Here is a 20,132-nt window from a genome sequence, read left to right on the forward strand (position 1 = left end):
CCCACTCGACACCCGAAGATGCTCCGCCAGAGAGGCTGGTGAATCCGCTGCCCGGGGAAGAACCGTGGCGGACAAGATCCCCGGGTGAACCCAGTGACCGTCTCAGCCGTTCCGTTCTCCGCCGCCGTGGCAACGAGTGATTACTCTACGCAGGGACGAACGGCTGCGCCAAGCCAGGCCGCATCCCGGGCGTGTCGCTCGGAACGGCCCGGAACGCGGAACGGCCCGCTCCCCCGAGGGGGAACGGGCCGTAGGGTGACGAGCCGGGTCAGTGGCGCGCGATCACCGGGTTCTTGAGCGTGCCGATGCCCGAGATCGTGACCTCGACGACCTCGCCGTCGCGGATCTGACCGACCCCGGCCGGGGTGCCGGTCAGGATGACGTCGCCGGGCAGCAGGGTCCAGATCGACGACACGAACTCGACCAGCGAGGGGATGTCGTGGACCATCTCGTTCGTCGAGCCCGCCTGGCGCAGGTCGCCGTCGACGCGGGTCTCGATGCGGATGTCCGACGGGTCGATCTCGGTCTCGATCACGGGGCCGAGCGGGCAGAAGGTGTCGAACCCCTTGGAGCGGGTCCACTGGCCGTCGCGGGCCTGCAGGTCACGGGCGGTCACGTCGTTGGCGATGGTGTACCCGAGCACGACGCTCGCGAAGTCCTCACGCCGGACGTTCTTGGCGAGCGATCCGATCACGATGGCGAGTTCGCCCTCGTGGTCGACGCGTCCGATGTCCGCCGGCAGACGGATGGGTTCGTCGGGTCCGATCACCGAGGTGTTCGGCTTGAGGAACACCACCGGGTCGTCGCCGGCGCGCTCGTCCATCTCCGAGGCGTGCTCGAGGTAGTTGAGCCCCACCCCGATGACCTTCGACCGCGGGATGACGGGGGCGAGGAGCTTGGCGTCGGCGAGTGCGACGCGCTCCCCCGTGGTCTCGAACCCCTGGTACATCGGGTCTCCGGCGAGCACCACCAGGTGCCGCTCGTCGAGGATGCCGTACCGGGGGTCTTCACCCTTGCTGCTGAACCGTGCGATCTTCACCGTTCGACCCTACCCACGCCCGGACGTCGATCAGGACGCGTCGGTCAGCTTCGTCATCCACCCGTGCGGGTCGGGACGACGGCCGTACTGGATGTCGGTGAGCTCGTCGCGCAGGGACATCGTGAGTTCCCCGGCGCCCTCGGTCGGCGAACCGATCGTGAAGCCCTCGCCGCGGAGCTCCGCGATCGGGGTCACGACGGCGGCCGTCCCGCAGGCGAACGCCTCGGTGATGGAGCCGTCGGCCACACCGTCACGCCACTCGTCGAGGGTCACCCGGCGCTTCTCGACCGTGAGCCCGCGGTCCTCTGCCAACTGCAGGATCGAATCGCGCGTGATGCCCTCGAGGATGGAGTCGGAGTCCGGCGTGACGAGGGTGCCGTCGGACTTCACGAGCACGACGTTCATGCCACCGAGTTCTTCGAGGTACTTGCCCTCGACCGAGTCGAGGAACATGACCTGCTGGCACCCGTGCTCGTAGGCCTCCTGCTGCGGCAGCAACGACGACGCGTAGTTGCCACCGGTCTTGGCGGCACCGGTCCCGCCCTTGCCGGCGCGGGCGTACTGGGTCGACAGCCAGATCGAGACCGGCTTCGGGCCTGAGGTGAAGTACGCCCCGGCCGGGCTCGCGATGCAGTGGTACGCCACCGCCTGCGCCGCACGCACCCCCAGGAACGACTCGGTCGCGATCATGAACGGCCGGAGGTACAGGCTCGTCTCGGGTGCGGACGGCACCCAGTCGACGTCGGCCTGCACGAGCTGCCGGATCGACTCGACGAAGGCCTCGACCGGCAGTTCCGGCAGCGCCAGGCGACGGGCAGACCGCTGGAACCGACGAGCGTTGGCGTCCGGGCGGAAGGACCACACCGACCCGTCCGCGTGCCGGTACGCCTTGAGCCCCTCGAAGATCTCCTGCGCGTAGTGCAGCACGCTGGCGCTCGGGTCGAGCGAGAGCGGGCCGTACGGGTGGACCGAGGCACCGTGCCACCCGCCGTCGAGCGTCCACTCGACGGTGGCCATGTGGTCCGTGAAGTGCTTGCCGAAACCCGGGTCGGCGAGGATCTCCTCGCGCTCGGCGGCGGCGCGACGGTCCGCGGACGGGGTGGTGGCGAACTCGAGTCCGAAAGCGGTGTCGGTGCTCATGGGGAGGGCTCCTTCTCAGGCGGTGGTGGTGCGTGCCGTGGCCGCGGCGGCGATGGCGTCGCCGATCTCGGCCGTGCGACGCTGCGTGGTGCCCCGGTCTGCCAGGTCCGCCTCGACGGCCCGCGTCACCGCCGTCGCGAGGTCACTGCGACCGATGTGGTCGAGCAGCAGTGCGACGGAGAGGATGGCGGCCGTCGGATCGGCCTTCTGCTGACCCGCGATGTCCGGCGCGGAGCCGTGGACCGGCTCGAACATGCTGGGGAAGGTGCCGTCCGGGTTGATGTTGCCCGAGGCCGCCAGACCGATGCCGCCGCTGATCGCGCCGGCCAGGTCGGTGATGATGTCGCCGAAGAGGTTGTCGGTGACGATGACGTCGAACCTAGCAGGTTCCCGCACCATGTGGATGGTGACCGCATCGACGTGCTGGTAGTCCACCGTGACGTCCGGGAACTCCGCCCCGACGGCCGCGACCGTGCGCTGCCACAGGGCCCCGGCGTGCACCAGGACGTTGCTCTTGTGCACGAGCGTGAGGTGCTTCCGGGCCCGACGGTCGGCCAGGGCGAAGGCGTAGCGGACGACCCGCTCGACACCGAACGCGGTGTTCAGCGACACCTCGGTCGCGATCTCCTGCGGCGTGCCCGTGCGGATCGCTCCGCCGTTGCCGACGTACGGCCCCTCGGTGCCCTCTCGCACGACGACGAAGTTCACCGCTCCCGGGTCGGCGAGCGGCGTCGCGACGGCGTCGTGGACCTTGGTCGGTCGCAGGTTGACGTAGTGGTCGAACGCGAAGCGCAGCTTCAGCAGGAGCCCACGTTCGATGATCCCGCCGGCGAGCCGGGGGTCACGGGGGTCCCCGCCGACCGCGCCGAGCAGGATCGCGTCGTGCGACGCGATGGCGGACATGTCGTCCTCGGTGAGGATGTCGCCGGTCTCGAGGTAGCGCGTCGCTCCGAGGGAGAACGGGGTCTCCTCGATGACGAGGTCGTCCGGGGTCACGGCGTGCAGGACCTTGAGGGCCTCGTCGACGACCTCTGGTCCGATGCCGTCCCCGCGGATCACCGCGAGCTGGAGCGTCCGGACGGCCATCAGAGCGTGATGTCGATCTCGCGGAGCGAGGAGGCGTCGATCGCCCGGCCGACGTGCTCCAGGATCTCGGCGGGCACCGGCGAGTCGACGGTGAGGACGCTGAGCGCCTGTCCGCCGGCGGCTTCGCGCGAGATCTGCATCGCCGCGATGTTGATGCCGGCCTCGCCGAACTCCTTGCCGTAGACCGCGACGATGCCCGGGCGGTCGACGTACTCCATGACGACGTGGTGCCGGTCGAGCGGGACCTCGACGTCGTGGCCGTTGATCTCGACGAGCTTCTCGACCTGCTTGGGGCCGGTGAGCGTGCCGGACACACTGATCGCGGGGCCGTCGGACTGGGCGCCGCGGATCGTGAGCACGTTGCGGTACTCGGGGCTGTCGGTCTCGGTGATGAGCCGCACGGTGACTCCGCGCTGCTCCGCGATGAGCGGGGCGTTGACGTAGGAGACCTGGTCGCTGACGACGTCGGTGAAGACGCCCTTGAGCGCCGCGAGCTTGAGCACGCTGACGTCGTACTCGGCGAGCTCACCGTGGACCTCGACGTCGATGCTCGTGACGGGCGACGTGGCGAGGGCCGTGAAGACCTGGCCGAGCTTCTCGACGAGCGGGATGCCCGGGCGGACGTACGGGTCGATGACGCCGCCGGCGACGTTGACCGCGTCCGGCACGAGCTCGCCGCCGAGGGCGAGACGCACCGACTTGGCGACCGAGACGCCGGCCTTCTCCTGCGCTTCGTCCGTCGAGGCACCCAGGTGCGGCGTGACGACGACGTTGGGCAGCGAGACGAGCGGGGAGTCCTTCGGGGGCTCCGACACGAAGACGTCGAGGCCGGCACCCGCGATGGTGTTCGCGGTCAGTGCGCGGTGCAGGGCGTCCTCGTCGATCAGGCCGCCGCGGGCGACGTTCACGACGAACGCCGTCGGCTTCATGAGCGCGAACTGGTCGTCCGAGATCATGCCGAGGGTCTCGGGCGTGCGCGGCATGTGGATCGTGACGAAGTCGGCGCGCTGCAGCAGGTCGTCGAGCGAGACGAGCTCGACCCCGAGCTGCTGGGCACGGGCCGTCGTGACGTAGGGGTCGTACGCGATCACCTGGACGCCGAAGGCCTGCAGGCGCTGCGTGATGAGCGCGCCGATGCGGCCGAGACCGATGATGCCGACGGTCTTCTCGTAGAGCTCGACGCCGGTGTACGACGAGCGCTTCCACGCCCCGGCAGCCAGCGACGCGTGCGCGGCCGGGATGTGTCGGGCGAGCGACAGGATGTGCCCGACGGTGAGCTCGGCGGCGGAGATGATGTTCGACGTCGGCGCGTTCACCACCATGACACCGGCGGTGGTCGCCGCCTTGATGTCGACGTTGTCCAGGCCGACACCGGCACGGGCGACGACCTTGAGGTTCGGGGCCGCGGCGATCGCCTCGGCATCGACCTTGGTGGCGGAACGCACCAGCACGGCATCCGCGTCGGCGAGGGCCGACAGGAGCGCGGGGCGGTCGGTGCCGTCCACGTTCCGGATCTCGAAGTCGGGCCCGAGGGCGTCGACCGTGGCGGGCGAGAGTTCTTCGGCGATCAGGACGACCGGCTTCGACACAGCTGCAGTTTCCTCACGAGAGACGGTTGGTATCCCACCATGCTATCGACGTGCGCGGCCCGTTACGACCGCGGGCGCCTAGAACTGCAGCAGGCTCGGCACGAACAGCTGCAGGTCGAGCCAGAGGGCGCCCGCCGCCGCGAAGGCGAGGACGAAGACGGCGAGGGTGACCGCGAGCCGCGCACGACGCGTGATCACCAGGGCGACCACGAAGGCGACCGGGGCGATCAGGATGTCCAGGACCAGCCACAGCCAGGGCGTGCTCGCCTGCAGCGACTCGCCACCGGAGGTGGTCGCGAGGAACGCGTTGAACTCGTCCACCCGCTGCGAGATCTGCGTGAGGTTCCCCACTGCCTGCACCGTCATGTAGGCGAACAGCACGGCGAACACGAGCCAGACCGCGATGCGGCCGATGACCGGACCGCGCGACCGACGGCCGACCGGCGTCGCGGCGGTCACCCGAAGCTCCGCGTCAGCAGGAACGGCCACGGGAACAGCACCACGGCTCCGAGCAGCATCCAGAGCAGTCGTGTCCGGGTCCGGCTGCCGCGGGCGGCCCAGAGCACCACCGTGAACCACAGCGCCGGCGCGAGGATGGCGAGGAACCGGAGCACCTCGACGAAGACCGTCAGGACGGTGTCGACACCCGAGACGTACGAGGTCGACGCCGTCAGCAGCCAGGCGACGGTGTAGAGCAGGTAGAGCCCCCCGAACACGCCGAACCCGACGAGGGCGCCGGAGGTCTCCGGTGCCTCGGGGTCGCGGTCGCCACGGTCCTTGACGGCGACCGGGTTGTGCGCGGCGTCGACGTGGGTGGCGTCGTCGGCGTCACCCCAGCTGAGCGCCTCGTCGTCGTGGTCGACGGCGTTCGTCACGTCCGGGTCGACCGACCCGTCGGGTGGGGATGCTGCCGTGTTCATGCCTCGATCCTACGAGGGACCAGCGCACGGGGAGACCACGGGTTCCCGGCGGGACGCGCGCTCAGGCGTCGGCGGGCTGCGCCTGGAGCACCTCGGCGACGACCTCGCGCACGGCGGGGAAGAGCGGGTGGCTCTCCATGAGGCCGGTGAGGATCTCGGTGAGCGCGTGCGCCGTCGCGCCGGAACGGAGCAGCGCGTGCAGCTCGATCGACTCCGGGTCGTTCTCGTCGTCGAAGGCGAGTGCGACGCGGACGGCGCCGAGCAGGTGCTCGACCGGCAACCCGCGTTCGGCGAGCTGCGCGGCGGGACCGACGAAGCGCTCGCGTCGGCCGAGCTTGCGGAGCGGGTTGCGTCCGACGCGCACGGTGGTGTCGGGCAGGTGCGGGTTCGCGATGCGCGACAGGTTCGCCGCGACGTACCGTGCGTGCTCCTCCGGGTCGAAGCCGTGCTTCGCGACGAGCAGCGCGGTGGTCTCGGCGAGCACGCCGTCGACCTCGGCGCGGACGGCGTCGTCCTCGAGGGCCTCGCGGATGAGCCGGATGCCGCGGACGTAGCCGTGGTAGGCGGCCGTCGCGTGCGCGGTGTTCACCGTGTAGAGCTTGCGCTCGACGAAGGGCTGGAGGTCATCGACCCAGGTGACGCCCTCGATCGTCGGGGGTTCGACGTCGGATCCGAGGAACGGCGTGCGCTCGATGACCCACTCGTAGAAGGGCTCGAGCACGACGTCGAGGCCGCCGGACTGCCCGAGCACGCCGGACTGGTCGGGGACGATGCGGTCGATGGCGCAGTTCGCGAAGACCGCCGCGATGTCGCGGTCCTCGAGCACGGGAGCACGCCGGATGCTCGCGTGCAGGGAGTCGGTGGCGTTGAACGCGTTCTCGCACGCCACGATCGTGACATCGCCGCGCTCGAGCGGACGCGCCGCGAGTCCCTCGGCGATGAGCGGTGCGACGAGCGGGAGCGTCCGGGCACCGACCGCGGTCGTCACGACGTCCGCCTCGGCGATCGCCTGGATCACGCGGTCGCGGTCGGTCTTGCTGCTGAGCGCCCGGAAGCCGTAGACGAGGTGCTCGACCGGCATCTCGCCGACCTCGTGCACCACGAAGCGCCCGGCTTCGTTCAACGCGGACACCACACGGTCGTCGACGTCGACGAAGGTGAGCTCGTAGCCGCTCGCCACGAGGAACTGGCCCACGAACCCACGCCCGATCTTGCCGGCGCCGATGTGGACCGCTCGTTTCGTCACCGCCATCCGATGATCATCCCATGCTGGTCGGTCCGCCCCTGACCGCTCGTGCGGACCGCGGACGACGGCTGTCGCGCATCGTCCGGGCGCACGCCGACGAGACGCCGGTCCACGGCGTCGGGGCTGGAGAAGAGCTGCTGCATAACGTTCGGGTCACGTCGCGAGGCGGCGGTGCAAGGGCTGCACCGCCGCCTCGTCATCGAGTGTTCCTCGGAAGACTACCGCGCTGCCGAGCCGTCCACGTAGTCGCCGTCGTTCTGCTTCCAGGCGAAGAGCGCGCGGAGCTCACGGCCGGTCGCCTCGATCGGGTGGCCCTCGCCCTTGGCGCGGAGCGCCTTGAACTCGGGTGCGCCGGCGTCCTGGTCGTCGATGAAGCGCTTCGCGAAGGCACCGTTCTGGATGTCCGCGAGCACCGCCTTCATGTTCTCCTTGACGTCGGGCGAGATCACGCGCGGGCCGGAGACGTAGTCACCGAACTCGGCGGTGTCGGAGATCGACCAGCGCTGCTTGGTGAGGCCGCCCTCCCAGATCAGGTCGACGATCAGCTTGAGCTCGTGCAGGACCTCGAAGTACGCGATCTGCGGCTGGTAGCCCGCCTCGACCAGGGTCTCGAAGCCGTACTGGATGAGCTGCGAGGTGCCACCGCACAGGACGGCCTGCTCGCCGAACAGGTCGGTCTCGGTCTCCTCGGTGAAGGTCGTCTTGATGCCGCCGGAGCGCAGACCACCGATGGCCTTCGAGTACGACCACGCGAGGTCCCATGCGGAACCCGACGCGTCGACCTCGACGGCGACGATCACGGGGACGCCACGGCCGGCCTCGTACTCGCGACGGACGGTGTGACCCGGTCCCTTCGGAGCGACGAGCGACACGTCGACGCCCTCGGGTGCCTCGATGTAGCCGAAGCGGATGTTGAAGCCGTGGCCGAAGACGAGCGTGGCGCCCGGCTTGAGGTTCGGACGGATGTCATCGGCGTAGACGATGCGCTGGACCTGGTCCGGCGCGAGGATGACGACGACGTCGGCCCAGGCGGTGACGTCGGCCGGGGTGAGAACCTCGAAGCCGGCCTCTTCGGCCTTCTGGCGGCTCTTCGAGCCCTCCTTGAGGCCGATCTTGACCTCGACACCCGAGTCACGGAGGTTGAGGGCGTGGGCGTGGCCCTGCGAGCCGTACCCGATGACGGCGACCTTCTTGCCCTGGATGAGCGTCAGGTCGGCGTCGGCGTCGTACACGATGTCAGTCACGAGGGTGTGTCTCCTTGGTTCTGGTGGATTGTGGGGGTGGCGGACCGCTGGTCAGCGCACCCGGTCGGTGATGCTCTTCGGTCCGCGGCCCATGCCGAGGAGTCCCGCACGGGCGAGCTCCTTGATGCCGTAGGGCTCGAGGACGCGGAGGATCGCCTGGATCTTGCCGGGGTCTCCGGTCACCTCGACGATGAGCGAGTCGTTCGCGACGTCGACGACCTGCGCGCGGAACAGGTTCACTGCCTCGAGCACGGCCGACCGCGTCTGGTTGTCGACGCGGACCTTCACGAGCATGTGCTCGCGCTGGACGGACTGCGAGAAGTCCAGTTCGACGATCTTGATGACGTTGACGAGCTTGTTGAGCTGCTTCGTCACCTGCTCGAGCGGGAGGTCCTCGACGTCGACGACGACGGTGATCCGGCTGAGGCCGTCGACCTCGGTGTTGCCGACGGCGAGCGACTCGATGTTGAACCCGCGGCGGGCGAACAGGCCCGCGACACGGGTCAGCAGACCGGGCTTGTCCTCGACGAGGAGGGACAGGACGTGGCTCATGCGGTTTCCCCCGTCATGTCGGCGTCCTCGTCGTCCCAGGTGGGTGCGAGGGCCTGGGCGTACTCGATGGACGAGTTGCTGACTCCCTGCGGGACCATCGGCCAGACCATCGAGTCACGGCTCACGACGAAGTCGATCACCACGGGGCGGTCGTTCGTCTCGAGTGCGAGCTGGATGGCGGCGTCGACCTCGTCGGCCTTCTCGACACGGATGCCGAGGGCGCCGTACGCGTCCGCCAGCTTCACGAAGTCGGGCACGCGGCGCGAGTCGTGACCGGTCTCGAGGTCGGTGAACGAGTGGCGGCCGTCGTAGAACAGCGTCTGCCACTGCCGCACCATGCCGAGCGACGAGTTGTTGATGATCGCGACCTTGATCGGGATGTCGTTGATGACGCAGGTCGCGAGTTCCTGGTTCGTCATCTGGAAGCAGCCGTCGCCGTCGATCGCCCAGACCACGCGGTCCGGCTGGGCGACCTTCGCGCCCATCGCCGCGGGGACGGAGTAGCCCATCGTGCCCGCGCCGCCGGAGTTCAACCAGGCGTTCGGGCGCTCGTACTTGATGAACTGCGCCGACCACATCTGGTGCTGCCCGACACCCGAGGCGTAGACGGCCTCGGGACCGGAGAGCTCGCCGATGCGCTTGATGATGGCCTGCGGGGCGAGCAGGCCGTCGGTCGGCTCGGCGTACCCGAGCGGGAAGTCGACCTTGAGCTGGCGGAGCTTCGTCCACCAGTCGGCCGTCGAGGCGCGGTCGTCGACGGCGATGCCGCCCCACGCGTCGAGCAGGTCGACCAGGACCTCGCGGGCGTCGCCCACGATCGGGACGTCGGCGAAGCGGATCTTCGAGATCTCGGCCGGGTCGATGTCGACGTGCACGACCTTGGCGTTCGGCGCGAACTCGTCGGCCTTGCCCGTCACGCGGTCGTCGAAGCGGGCACCGAGCGCGATGATCAGGTCGCTGTCCTGCAGACCGAGCACCGCCGGGACGGTGCCGTGCATGCCGGGCATGCCGAGGTGCTGCGGGTGCGAGTCCGGGAAGGCACCGCGCGCCATCAGCGTCGTCACGACGGGCGCACCCGTCGCCTCGGCGAAGCGGAGCAGCTCGGCTGTCGCGCGGGAGCGGATCACGCCACCGCCGACGTAGAGCACCGGACGCTCGGCCTCGGCCAGGAGCTGCGCGGCCGCGGTGATCTGCTTGCCGTGCGCCTTGGTGACCGGTCGGTAACCGGGCAGGTCGATCTTGGGCGGCCAGACGTAGGGCGCCGACTTCTGCTGGGCGTCCTTCGTGATGTCCACCAGCACGGGGCCGGGCCGACCGGTCGTCGCGATGAGGTGCGCCGCGGCCAGGGTCGCCGGCACGTCGGCCGGGTCCGTGACCAGGAACGAGTGCTTCGTGATCGGCATCGTGATGCCGACGATGTCGGCTTCCTGGAACGCGTCGGTCCCCATCAGCGTCGAGAACACCTGGCCGGTGATCGCGATGAAGGGCACCGAGTCCATGTAGGCGTCGGCGATGGCCGTGACGAGGTTCGTCGCACCGGGGCCGGACGTCGCGATGGCGACGCCGACCTTGCCGGACGCCGAGGCGTAGCCCTCGGCGGCGTGGCCGGCGCCCTGCTCGTGGCGGACGAGGATGTGGCGGATCGTCTTCGACGCCATGAGCTCGTCGTAGAACGGGATGATGGCACCGCCTGGCAGGCCGAAGACGTCGGTGATCCCGAGGTGCTCGAGCGTCCGGAGGACGGCTCCCGAGCCGGTCAGGATCTCCGGCGACCGGCGTGCACCGGCGGCCGCGGACAGCGGAGTTGCTTCCGTGGGCATGAGGTGGTCCTTGCCTGGAGAGGTGGCGATGGTGCGTGTGTCGAACGCTAGCCCGTGACCGCGCCCTGGGCGGCGGACTTCACGAGCTTGGCGTACTTCGCGAGGACTCCGCGGGTGTAGCGCGGGGGCAGCGGGGCCCAGCCGTCACGGCGGGCCTCCAGCTCGGTCGGGTCGACCAGTAGGTCGAGCGAGCGAGCCGCGATGTCGACACGGATGCGGTCGCCATCGCGCACGAAGGCAACTGGACCTGCGTCCACTGCCTCGGGTGCGATGTGGCCGATGCACAGGCCGGTTGTGCCGCCTGAGAATCGTCCGTCGGTCAAGAGTAGTACATCCTTGCCGAGGCCCGCGCCCTTGATGGCTGCGGTGATGGCGAGCATCTCGCGCATGCCCGGACCGCCCTTGGGGCCCTCGTAGCGGATGACGACGACGTCGCCCTTCTGGATCTTCCCCTCGGTGAGGGCGTCCATCGCGGCACGCTCGCGGTCGAACACCCGCGCGGGGCCCTCGAACACCTCGGCGTCGAAGCCCGCCGTCTTCACCACGGCGCCCTCGGGGGCGAAGGTGCCCTGCAGGACGGTCAGGCCGCCGGTCTCGTGGATCGGGTTGTCGAGCGTGCGGAAGACCTCGCCGTCGAGCGCCGGCGGGTCGATCTCGGCCAGGTTCTCGGCGACGGTCTTGCCCGTGACGGTGAGGCAGTCGCCGTGCAGCAGGCCGGCGTCGAGCAGCGCCTTCATGATCACCGGGATGCCGCCGTTGCGGTCCACGTCGACCATGACGTACTTGCCGAAGGGCTTCATGTCGGCCAGGTGCGGGACCTTCGAGCCGATGCGGTTGAAGTCGTCCAGCGACAGCTCGACCTCGGCCTCGTAGGCGATGGCGAGCAGGTGCAGGATGACGTTGGTGGAGCCGCCGAGGGCCATCGCCACGGCGATCGCGTTCTCGAAGGCTTCCTTCGTCAGTATCTGGCGGGCGGTGATGCCGTGCTCGAGCATGTTCACCACGGCCTCGCCGGAGCGGTGCGCGTAGTAGTCACGGCGGCGGTCGGCGCTCGGCGGGGCGGCGGAGCCCGGCAGCGACATGCCGAGGGCCTCGGCCACGCTCGCCATGGTGTTGGCCGTGTACATGCCACCGCAGGCGCCCTCGCCCGGGACGATGGCGCACTCGATCTTCTTGAGCTCTTCTTCCGACATGGTGCCGGCCTTGCAGGCCCCGACGCCCTCGAAGGAGTCGATGATCGTGACTTCCTTCATCGTGCCGTCGGCCTGCTTCACGTAGCCCGGCATGACCGAGCCCGCGTACAGGAACACGCTGGCCAGGTCGAGGCGCGCGGCGGCCATGAGCATGCCCGGCAGCGACTTGTCGCAGCCGGCGAGCAGGACGGTGCCGTCCAGGCGCTCGGCGTTGACGACGGTCTCGACGCTGTCGGCGATGACCTCGCGCGAGACGAGCGAGAAGTGCATGCCCTCGTGGCCCATCGAGATGCCGTCCGAGACGGAGATGGTGCCGAACTGCAGCGGGTAGCCGCCACCGGAGTGGACGCCTTCCTTGGCGCCCTGTGCGAGGCGGTCGAGCGAGAGGTTGCAGGGCGTGATCTCGTTCCACGAGGACGCGATGCCGATCTGCGGCTTGCTCCAGTCCTCGTCTCCCATACCGACGGCCCGCAGCATGCCACGCGAGGTGGTTGCTTCGATCCCGTCGGTGACGACCCGGCTGCGCGGCTTGACGTCGATATCAGGCATGGAGCGAGTCTAGGACGCTTTGGGATACCAGTCGGACAACAACATGCGTTCGCATGTTCAGGAGTCTGACCGGGAGGCCCGGATCACCCTGGTCAGCGCGTCGCACGGATCCTGGCGAGCTGCTTCAGGACACCCGTCAGGGCCGCCGGGTCCGCGATGCGGTACCCGGCACGGGTCTCCCCCGGGCCCACCTTCACGCCGACGTCGCCGTCCCCGAGCACGCGGAAGCCGTCCTCGTCGGTGACGTCGTCACCGGCGAAGAACACCGCGTCGGCACCGTGGAGCTCGCGCAACCGGGTGATCGCGTCGCCCTTCGTGACGTGCCGGACGGCGAACTCGACGATGTCCTTGCCGCCGCGCTCGAGCACGTCGGCGTCGGCCTCGTGCGCCGCGCGGCTCGCGTCGGCGTTCGCCTGCGCGGCGACCTCGGCGCTCACCCGACGGGTGTGCACGCCGTGGCCGGCGGGCTTGTGCTCGATGACGACGCCCGGGTACCGCGCGCCGACCTCGTCGAGCGCCGCACCGATCCATGCGACCCGGGCGACCTCGTCGTCGGTCAGGGCGGCCTCGTCGTGGCCGTCCACGCGCCACTCGACGCCGTGCGACCCCACCAGCGCCATGTCCTGCGGCGCGTGCGACACGGAAGCGAGGCTGCCGAGCGGGCGACCGGAGACGAGCACGACCTCGGTGTCCTTCGCGCGGTGCAGGGTCAGGACCGCTGCCCACGAGCCCGGCAGGGCGCCGACCTGCGACGGCTCGTCGGCGAACGGCGCGAGCGTGCCGTCGAAGTCGAGGGCGACGATGAGTCGCGGCGCAGCCGCGAGCGTCTCGAGTGCCGTGTCGATGGCGGTCTGGTCGGTGGTGGTCTCAGTCATCACGTGCCTCCCGGGTGTCCTCGGCAGCCCTGGCGGACTGGGCGTCCTGGTCGAAGATCGACATGTTGTCGGTCTGCGCCTCACGGTGTCGGTCCGCCGGGTCGGTGGCGGACGGGTCGAGCTGGGCGTTCCGCGGCGCGTGCCGGTCGAGCGCCTCGAGGAACGAGCGCGACCAGCGCGCCACGTCGTTGTCGCGCACGCGCTTGCGGAGCGCACGCATGCGCGTCGAGCGCTCGCGGCGCGGCATCTCGATCGCGCGCTCGATGCTGTCCTTCAGCGCGCCGATGTCGTGCGGGTTGACGATGACGGCCTGCTTCAGCTCGTCGGCGGCACCGGCGAACTCGGACAGGATGAGCACCCCGTCGCTGTCGAAGCGAGCCGCGACGTACTCCTTCGCGACGAGGTTCATGCCGTCGCGCAGTGCCGTGACGAGCATGATGTCGGCGGCCAGGTAGAGCGCCACCATCTCCTCGCGCGGGTAGCCGTGGTGCAGGTAGGAGATCGGCTGGTGGCCGATGACCCCGAGGTCGCCGTTGATGCGCCCGACGCTCAGCTCGATCTCGTCGCGGAGCGTGGCGTACGTGTCGACGCGTTCACGGCTCGGACTCGCGACCTGGATGAGAGCGGCGTCCTCGACCTTGATGCGGCCGTCCTCGACGAGTTCGCCGAAGGCCTTGATGCGGTGCCGGATGCCCTTGGTGTAGTCGAGGCGGTCGACTCCGAGCAGCACCGTCTTCGGGTTGCCGAGGCTCTCGCGGATCTCACGGGCTCGCTCCTGCACCTCGGGACGACGCGCGATGTCCTCGAAGGCCTCGGCGTCGATCGAGATCGGGAAGTGCCGGGCCTCGACGTGGCGGACCGTGATCCCCTTGCGGCTGCGCGGCGCGTCCGGGTCGTCGACGGGGACGTCGATCGTCTGGCCCTTCGTCGTGTAGCCCTTGATGTGACGGACCGCTCGGAGGAAGTCGCTCGCGTCGTCGTGACGCTGGAAGCCGATGACGTCGGCGCCGAGCAGGCCGTCCAGGATCTGCGCGCGCCAGGGCAGCTGGGCGTAGATGCCGACCGGCGGGAACGGGATGTGGTTGAAGAAGCCGATCGTCAGGTCGGGACGCTTGGCCCGGAGCAGTGCCGGCACGAGCTGCAGCTGGTAGTCCTGCACCCAGACGATGCCGTCCTGCTCGGTGATCTCGGCGATCTGGGCCGCGAAGCGCTCGTTGACGCGCTTGTAGGCGTTCCACCAGTCGCGGTGGTAGCTCGGGTGCTCGATGACGTCGTGGTACAGCGGCCAGAGGGTGTCGTTGCTGAAGCCCTCGTAGTACTCCTCGACGTCGTCGTCGGACAACGGGACCGGCACGATGTGGATGCCCTCGTTGTCGAACGGCTCGACCTCGACCTCGGGCTGGCCGACCCAGCCGACCCAGGCGCCGTCGTTCGCGCGCATCACGGGCTCGAGGGCGGTGACGAGGCCACCGGGCGAGTGCCGCCACCCCTCGTTGCCGTCCTGGTCGACGACCCGGTCCACCGGCAGGCGGTTCGAGGCGACGACGAAGGCGTACTTGGTGGAGGAACGAGAAGGCGCAGACACGGTGGGAACCTACCAGCGCCCGGACAGCGGATTCACGGCGGATCGGCGGGTTCCGGTACGCTTCGGGGGCGTGTCGGGGGGACACGGGTGCTGGCGTGCGGCATCGGCCTCCCGGTCGGAGAGGACCCACCAGCCATGAGCGAGAACCCGCCGAACCCGCCCGTCCCGCCCGTTCCGCCGGGGCAGCCCGGCCCGCGGTCGTCGGACGCGTTCGGCCGCCTGCTGCGGTCCGTGTCCGGCCGTGACTGGCTGGCCGCCGTGCTCGCCGCCGTCGGCGGCTGGGTCGCCGCCTACGTGGTCGCCGCGATCTCGCTGCTCCTCACCGTCGCCGTGCTGGCAGCGGGCGGATCGGGATCCGGTTCCGTCGGGTCGGGGTCGACCGGCACCGGGACCGACCTCGGCGCCGGGAGCACCCCCGACGTCCAGTCGCTGCTGTCCGGGGTCAGTGTCCTGCTCGGTACCCCGGCCCAGCTCGTCGCCCTCGCCGACCTCGGCCGCCTGCACCTGTCCGGCTCGATCGGCTTCCTCGGGTCGGGGTCCGGCGCGCTCGCGGTCGTCCCGGCGGTCGTGCTCGCCGCACAGGTCGTGCTGGCCGTCGTGCTCACCCGTCGCATCCGCACCCGCGGCCTCGGGCGCGCCGCGATCCTGCTGACCGCCGTCCTGTCCGGGCTGGTGACCACGGTGCTGACCAACGCCGCCGCGGGCATCCTCGCCATCCGGTTCCCCGCCGGCTCCGGCGCCGTCATCGACCCCGTGCACGCGGTCGGCCTCGGCAGCATCCTCGGCGCCTTCGTGATCGGCGCACTCGCCGCGGTGCTCGCACGGCCCTCGGCCCTCCTCGGCCGGAACGTGTTCGCCGGTCGCGTCCTCGGCACAGTGCGCGTCGCGGCGTCGCAGCTCACGGTGCTCGTCGTGCTGGTGACGGTCGTGGTCATCGTCGTCGCCCTGGTCGCACAGCCCTCGTGGGGCGCGGCGCTACCGGTGCTCGTCGGCAACGTCGCGGTCGGCCTCACCGCCCTCGGGTTCCTCGGCGGCGTCGGACTGTCCGGCTTCGGCTCGGCGGGGAGCACGGCATCGGTCTTCGGCGGCGCCGGTGGCTGGACCTGGCTCGTCGTCCTGCTCGTCGTCGTGACCTCGGTCGTCGCGGGCCTCGCACTGGCAGTCCGCCGCAACGACCGGTTCCGCACCACGCTGGACTGGGTCGTGACCCCGGTCGTCTGGTTCGCCCTCGGACTCCTGCTGTTCGTGCTCGGCACCGGCCTGGTGTCCTACCAGGCGACGGGCATCAGCGCCGTCAGCGGGACCGGTTCGATCGGGATCGCGCCGTGGACGCCGCTCGTGTTCGCGCTGTGGGGCGGCGCGATCGAGGCCGTGGCACGGTACCTCGCGCCCGTGCTGCTCCCCCGCCTCGGCGGTGGCGTGGTGCTGCGGACCTCGCGCCTCGTCGGAGCGGACCCGCGCCCCGCGGCCGCACCGACCTTCCCGGCAGCGACTCCGGCGTTCTCGCCGGCCGACCCAGCGTTCCCGCCGGCCGACCCGGCGTTCCCGTCGGCGGCGCCCGCGGGCGCCCCGGCAGCAGCAGCGTGGGCGGCGACGCCCGGCGTCGGCCACCCCGGTCAGCCGGAACAGCCCTTCGTCGGCGGTGGCGCTCCCGCACCCGCTCCGATGTCGCCGCGCGCCAAGAAGGTCCTGGTGCGCTCGCTCATCGCCGGTGGCGCCGTGGTCGTCGTCGTCATCGCGGGTGCCGTCACCACCGGCGTGCTCCGGGCCAACGTGTGGGGCCCGGCGCCGACCGTGAAGTCCTACGTGCAGGCCATCGCGAGCGGCGACGCCGACACCGCCGCCCGACTCAGCGAGGTGCCGTCCGACGCCGCGATGCTCGACTCCGCGGTGCTGAAGAGCGCGAAGGACCGCCCGTCGGACATCCGCGTGGGCCGTGTCTCGACGAGCGGTGACAACGCCCTGGCCACCGTCAGCTACACCCAGGACGGCAAGAACCGCTCCGGTCAGGTCAGCCTCCGGCGCACCGGCACCTCGTTCCTCGTGAAGGACGAGTGGCGCGTCACCGAACCGCTCGCCCAGACCGTCACCCTGACCGCGTCCGAGGTGCTCGAGGGCGCGCCGGTCACGGTCGGCGGCAAGGAGATCGGCGAGATCAGCGACGGCCGGTTCACCTCGCTCGCCTACCCCGGCACCTACGAGGTGCAGGTCGGTGGGACGAAGTACTTCACGGGTGGCACCGAGCGGGTGTCGGTCGGCGCGACGTCCTCCGGGTACGTCGACTTCACCCCCACCGCCACGAAGGCGCTGCAGCGAGACGCCGAGCGGTACGTGACCGACCTGATCGACGGCTGCGCCGAGAAGACCGACCTCAGCGCGCTGAGCGGTTGCCCCTGGTACGGCCCGTACGACGCCGACGGCGCGGTGCGTTACGACGTCACGACCATGCCGGAGATCGAGGTCGAGGCCTCCGGTTCGGGCACGGTCATGGTGCAGAGCACGAAGGACGGTGTCGTCGAGTACGACTACACCTCGTACTCCGGGGACGCGGAGCACGGCGAAGACAGCTTCGACGTGAACCAGTACCTGAAGGTCGAGGACGGGAAGCTCGTCTCCGCCTACTGACGCACCACCGCACGCGACGACGGCCGGCCTGGGATCTGCAGGCCGGCCGTCTCACTAGGCTGACGCGCATGGTCAGGACACGGGCGTGGCGGAACGGCGACGCGGCGGAACGGGACTTCCCCGTCGACCGGATCTCGGACCTCGTCGCCGACGCCGACACGTTCGTCTGGGTCGACTACACCGACCCGGTGCACGACGACCTCGTGCAGGTCGAACAAGAGCTCGGCATCCACGCCCTCGCCGTCGAGGACGCCGTCGAGCACGGCCAGCGCCCGAAGCTCGACCGGTACCGCGACAGCCTGTTCCTCGTGGTCTACGACGTCGGCGGTCTCGGCGAGGACGGTGAGCTCGTCACCCACGAGGTGAAGGCGTTCGTCACCGAGCACGCCCTCGTCACCATCCACGGGGCCGACGTCGACACCGCCGCGATGGAGCACCGGCTCGACGCGAACGCCGACGTGGCCGACCACGGAGTGCCGTGGCTCGTCTGGGCGTTGCTCGACGCCGTCGTCGACCACGCCACCGAGACCGTGGAGGACATCGAGCGACGGATCGACGCGCTCGAGGACGACCTGTTCGAACGGGGGAACCCCCGCGAGCAGCAGATCCAGCGGCGGTCGTTCCGCCTCCGCAAGGCGCTCGGGGTGATGCGCCGCCTCGTCGTGCCGACCCGGGACAGCGTCGGGTCGCTGCTGCACGGCGACGCCGAGACGATCTCGGACGGCATCCGACCGTACTTCCGCGACGTCGAGGACCACCTGGTGTCGATCTCGGACTCCGTCGAACAGCTGCGCGACGCCGTCTCGAGCGTCCTCGACACGAACCTCAACCTGTCGTCGAACCGGCAGAACACCGTGATGAAGAAGGTGACGAGCTGGGCCGCGATCATCGCGATCCCCACCGCCATCACCGGCTTCTTCGGGCAGAACGTGACGTTCCCGGGCGAGGGTGCGTGGAGCGGGTTGTACGTCTCGCTCGCGCTCATCGTCGCGTCGTCGCTCGTGCTCTACCGCGTCTTCAAGGCCCGCGACTGGCTCTGACCGCCGCCGCGGGTCAGAGCGCGAGCACCCCGGCGATCCCCCGTCAGAGCGCCAGCGCGAGCACCCCGGCGACCACGGTGAGCGGAGCCGCGACGCACCCGAGCAGCATGTACTTCCCCCACGACAGGTGCACGCCCTCGGCCGACAGCCGTGCGTGCCACAGCAGCGTGGCGAGCGAGGCCCACGGCGTCACCAGGCACCCGGCGTTCACGCCGATGAGGAGCGCCGCGTACCGCACGGCCTCGTGACCGGCGGCGGGCTCGAGCACCAGGTACGCGGGCAGGTTGTCGATGGCGTTCGCCGCCACCGCTCCCCCGGCGCCGAGCAGCAGGAGCGGTCCGGTTCCGGTGCCGTCGCCGAGCGCCCGCACGATCGGATCGGTGAGCCCGGTGCTGTGCAGGGTCTCGACCACGACGAAGAGCCCGGCGGCGAAGAGCAGCGTCGACCACGGCACGCGCGACGGTCGGAGCTCGGCGGGCGACCGGAACGCCGCGACGACGACGAGCACGAGGGCACCGGCCACGGCGGCGATCCAGACCGTCACCCCGGCGGTCAGCGCCACGACGAGCGCGACGAGCACTCCGGACGCCGCCCAGAACGACACCGGGTCGGACGGACGCCGTACCGACACCGGTGTGTAGCGCCCGAAGAGCTCGCCGCGGAACACCACGAGCAGGACGGCGCACGGCACGACCACCCCGGCGACGGCCGGCCAGGCCATCAGGCCGGCGAAGGGCAGCGGGCCGCCGAGGCCCATCCGATCGACGGCGAGCAGGTTCGTCAGGTTCGACACCGGCAGCAGCAGGGAGGCGGTGTTCGCGAGCCAGACGGTGGTGAGCGCGAACGGCATCGGCGGCAGCCCGACCCGGCGCGCCAGCGAGATCACGATCGGAGTGAGCAGCACCGCGGTGGTGTCGATCGACAGGAACACGGTGCAGAGCACGGCGAGGACGACGACGGCGCCCCAGAGTCCGATCGTGCGTCCGCCGCCGACACGCGCCGCGACGTCGGCGAGTCGGTCGAACACCCCGGCGTCCGCAGCGAGCTCGGCGACGATCGTCAGCCCGAGGACGAACCCGAGGACGGGCAGGACCCGCTCGGCCAGGACCCCGAGGTCGTCGAGCGGCAGCAGGCCGAGCGCGACGCACACCGCGCCGATGACGAGCAGCACTGCTCCGATGACGGCCTGACGCACGGGCGCTCCTCCACGAGTGCGCCGGGCAGGGTGTCCGGCGGCGCTCCAATGTACTGACCGGTAGCGTTGGCAGCACGACGACAGGAGGCCTCTGTGCGCAAGTTCATGTTCAACGGTGCGGTGTGGAGTTCGCTCATCAGCGGCTACAGCGTGCTCCAGACCACCCGCCAGGGACCCCGCGACTGGCGGCTCGCCCTGACGTGGGTCGCGTGGATCGCGACCACGATCGTGGCGATCGGCACGGTGGTCGAGGACGACCGCGCCGTCAAGGCGCGCCAGCCGTAGGTCCAGGCCGCGAGACGGACGGGAGGCCCGTGGCGGATCCGCCACGGGCCTCCCGTCCGTCGTCAGCCCCGTCCACGGCACCGGGTTCCGGACACGGAACCACGCGATTCCGCGGTGCTGTGTCCAGAACCTGGTTCCGCAGCGGAGGA

The 20,132-nt window shown here is 70.4% G+C and carries 17 protein-coding genes; 3 read left to right on the plus strand and 14 right to left on the minus strand.

The window, feature by feature from the left end; all coding sequences use genetic code 11:
- Window positions 1-268: 268 nt before the first annotated feature.
- From OGL88_RS07590 to otsA, 13 genes are all read right to left on the minus strand, one after another.
- On the minus strand, window positions 269-1,039 hold the full coding sequence (locus tag OGL88_RS07590; protein ID WP_111085932.1) for a fumarylacetoacetate hydrolase family protein: 771 nt from the start codon (window positions 1,037-1,039) through the stop codon (window positions 269-271).
- Between the two features lie 30 nt (window positions 1,040-1,069).
- Entirely contained in the window at window positions 1,070-2,179 is a 1,110-nt protein-coding gene (locus tag OGL88_RS07595) for a branched-chain amino acid aminotransferase (RefSeq protein WP_263090934.1), read from the minus strand.
- A gap of 15 nt (window positions 2,180-2,194) precedes the next feature.
- Window positions 2,195-3,265 carry a 3-isopropylmalate dehydrogenase gene (locus OGL88_RS07600; protein ID WP_263090936.1) on the minus strand — a complete coding sequence of 357 codons (1,071 nt, stop codon included), beginning with the start codon at window positions 3,263-3,265 and terminating at the stop codon, window positions 2,195-2,197.
- Window positions 3,265-4,854, minus strand: coding sequence for a phosphoglycerate dehydrogenase (serA, locus tag OGL88_RS07605; RefSeq protein ID WP_111085935.1), 1,590 nt, complete (start codon window positions 4,852-4,854; stop codon window positions 3,265-3,267). Before serA ends, OGL88_RS07600 begins: the two co-directional genes overlap by 1 nt.
- 78 nt (window positions 4,855-4,932) lie before the next feature.
- The gene (locus tag OGL88_RS07610; RefSeq protein WP_263090940.1) at window positions 4,933-5,313 is read right to left on the minus strand and encodes a hypothetical protein; all 381 of its coding nucleotides are present in this window, start codon (window positions 5,311-5,313) and stop codon (window positions 4,933-4,935) included.
- Window positions 5,310-5,774, minus strand: a complete 465-nt coding sequence (locus OGL88_RS07615; RefSeq protein ID WP_111085937.1) for a hypothetical protein — start codon at window positions 5,772-5,774, stop codon at window positions 5,310-5,312. Before OGL88_RS07615 ends, OGL88_RS07610 begins: the two co-directional genes overlap by 4 nt.
- A 61-nt stretch (window positions 5,775-5,835) precedes the next feature.
- Window positions 5,836-7,026: a mannitol-1-phosphate 5-dehydrogenase gene (locus OGL88_RS07620; RefSeq protein ID WP_205462650.1), complete on the minus strand. Its 1,191-nt coding sequence runs from the start codon at window positions 7,024-7,026 to the stop codon at window positions 5,836-5,838.
- Window positions 7,027-7,238: 212 nt separating this feature from the next.
- Window positions 7,239-8,264 carry a ketol-acid reductoisomerase gene (gene ilvC / locus OGL88_RS07625; RefSeq protein WP_111085939.1) on the minus strand — a complete coding sequence of 342 codons (1,026 nt, stop codon included), beginning with the start codon at window positions 8,262-8,264 and terminating at the stop codon, window positions 7,239-7,241.
- A gap of 51 nt (window positions 8,265-8,315) precedes the next feature.
- Window positions 8,316-8,816, minus strand: a complete 501-nt coding sequence (ilvN, locus tag OGL88_RS07630; protein WP_022907763.1) for an acetolactate synthase small subunit — start codon at window positions 8,814-8,816, stop codon at window positions 8,316-8,318.
- Window positions 8,813-10,636 (minus strand): acetolactate synthase large subunit, encoded by a 1,824-nt coding sequence (locus tag OGL88_RS07635; RefSeq protein WP_123292268.1) that lies wholly within the window; start codon window positions 10,634-10,636, stop codon window positions 8,813-8,815. Before OGL88_RS07635 ends, ilvN begins: the two co-directional genes overlap by 4 nt.
- A gap of 47 nt (window positions 10,637-10,683) precedes the next feature.
- Window positions 10,684-12,378 carry a dihydroxy-acid dehydratase gene (gene ilvD / locus OGL88_RS07640; protein ID WP_123292267.1) on the minus strand — a complete coding sequence of 565 codons (1,695 nt, stop codon included), beginning with the start codon at window positions 12,376-12,378 and terminating at the stop codon, window positions 10,684-10,686.
- A gap of 92 nt (window positions 12,379-12,470) precedes the next feature.
- Window positions 12,471-13,253 (minus strand): trehalose-phosphatase, encoded by a 783-nt coding sequence (gene otsB, locus OGL88_RS07645; protein ID WP_263090946.1) that lies wholly within the window; start codon window positions 13,251-13,253, stop codon window positions 12,471-12,473.
- The gene (gene otsA, locus OGL88_RS07650; RefSeq protein ID WP_123292265.1) at window positions 13,246-14,838 is read right to left on the minus strand and encodes an alpha,alpha-trehalose-phosphate synthase (UDP-forming); all 1,593 of its coding nucleotides are present in this window, start codon (window positions 14,836-14,838) and stop codon (window positions 13,246-13,248) included. The genes otsB and otsA overlap by 8 nt, the downstream gene beginning before the upstream one ends.
- A gap of 135 nt (window positions 14,839-14,973) precedes the next feature.
- Between otsA and OGL88_RS07655 the strand changes: the two genes are divergently transcribed.
- Both OGL88_RS07655 and OGL88_RS07660 read left to right on the plus strand, forming a co-directional pair.
- Window positions 14,974-17,463 (plus strand): hypothetical protein, encoded by a 2,490-nt coding sequence (locus tag OGL88_RS07655; protein WP_263090948.1) that lies wholly within the window; start codon window positions 14,974-14,976, stop codon window positions 17,461-17,463.
- A gap of 68 nt (window positions 17,464-17,531) precedes the next feature.
- The gene (locus OGL88_RS07660; RefSeq protein WP_205462653.1) at window positions 17,532-18,503 is read left to right on the plus strand and encodes a magnesium transporter CorA family protein; all 972 of its coding nucleotides are present in this window, start codon (window positions 17,532-17,534) and stop codon (window positions 18,501-18,503) included.
- A gap of 43 nt (window positions 18,504-18,546) precedes the next feature.
- On the opposite strand, the gene OGL88_RS07665 is transcribed toward OGL88_RS07660, so the two are convergent.
- Window positions 18,547-19,698 (minus strand): SLC13 family permease, encoded by a 1,152-nt coding sequence (locus OGL88_RS07665; protein ID WP_263090949.1) that lies wholly within the window; start codon window positions 19,696-19,698, stop codon window positions 18,547-18,549.
- Window positions 19,699-19,791: 93 nt separating this feature from the next.
- Between OGL88_RS07665 and OGL88_RS07670 the strand changes: the two genes are divergently transcribed.
- Complete coding sequence (locus OGL88_RS07670; RefSeq protein WP_111085947.1) at window positions 19,792-19,983, plus strand: hypothetical protein; 192 nt, start codon at window positions 19,792-19,794, stop codon at window positions 19,981-19,983.
- Window positions 19,984-20,132: the final 149 nt, after the last annotated feature.

It is taken from the genome of Curtobacterium sp. RIT-PI-V, assembly GCF_025642935.1.
Taxonomy (GTDB): domain Bacteria; phylum Actinomycetota; class Actinomycetes; order Actinomycetales; family Microbacteriaceae; genus Curtobacterium.

Excerpts from the sequence above, each read along its gene's own strand:
- ilvD (WP_123292267.1), bottom strand. The coding sequence starts at position 12,378 with ATGCCTGATATCGACGTCAAGCCGCGCAGCCGGGTCGTCACCGACGGG.
- OGL88_RS07620 (WP_205462650.1), bottom strand. The coding sequence starts at position 7,026 with ATGGCGGTGACGAAACGAGCGGTCCACATCGGCGCCGGCAAGATCGGG.
- OGL88_RS07660 (WP_205462653.1), top strand. The coding sequence starts at position 17,532 with ATGGTCAGGACACGGGCGTGGCGGAACGGCGACGCGGCGGAACGGGAC.
- ilvN (WP_022907763.1), bottom strand. The coding sequence starts at position 8,816 with ATGAGCCACGTCCTGTCCCTCCTCGTCGAGGACAAGCCCGGTCTGCTG.
- otsB (WP_263090946.1), bottom strand. The coding sequence starts at position 13,253 with ATGACTGAGACCACCACCGACCAGACCGCCATCGACACGGCACTCGAG.
- OGL88_RS07615 (WP_111085937.1), bottom strand. The coding sequence starts at position 5,774 with ATGAACACGGCAGCATCCCCACCCGACGGGTCGGTCGACCCGGACGTG.
- OGL88_RS07655 (WP_263090948.1), top strand. The coding sequence starts at position 14,974 with ATGAGCGAGAACCCGCCGAACCCGCCCGTCCCGCCCGTTCCGCCGGGG.
- OGL88_RS07600 (WP_263090936.1), bottom strand. The coding sequence starts at position 3,265 with ATGGCCGTCCGGACGCTCCAGCTCGCGGTGATCCGCGGGGACGGCATC.
- OGL88_RS07595 (WP_263090934.1), bottom strand. The coding sequence starts at position 2,179 with ATGAGCACCGACACCGCTTTCGGACTCGAGTTCGCCACCACCCCGTCC.
- OGL88_RS07635 (WP_123292268.1), bottom strand. The coding sequence starts at position 10,636 with ATGCCCACGGAAGCAACTCCGCTGTCCGCGGCCGCCGGTGCACGCCGG.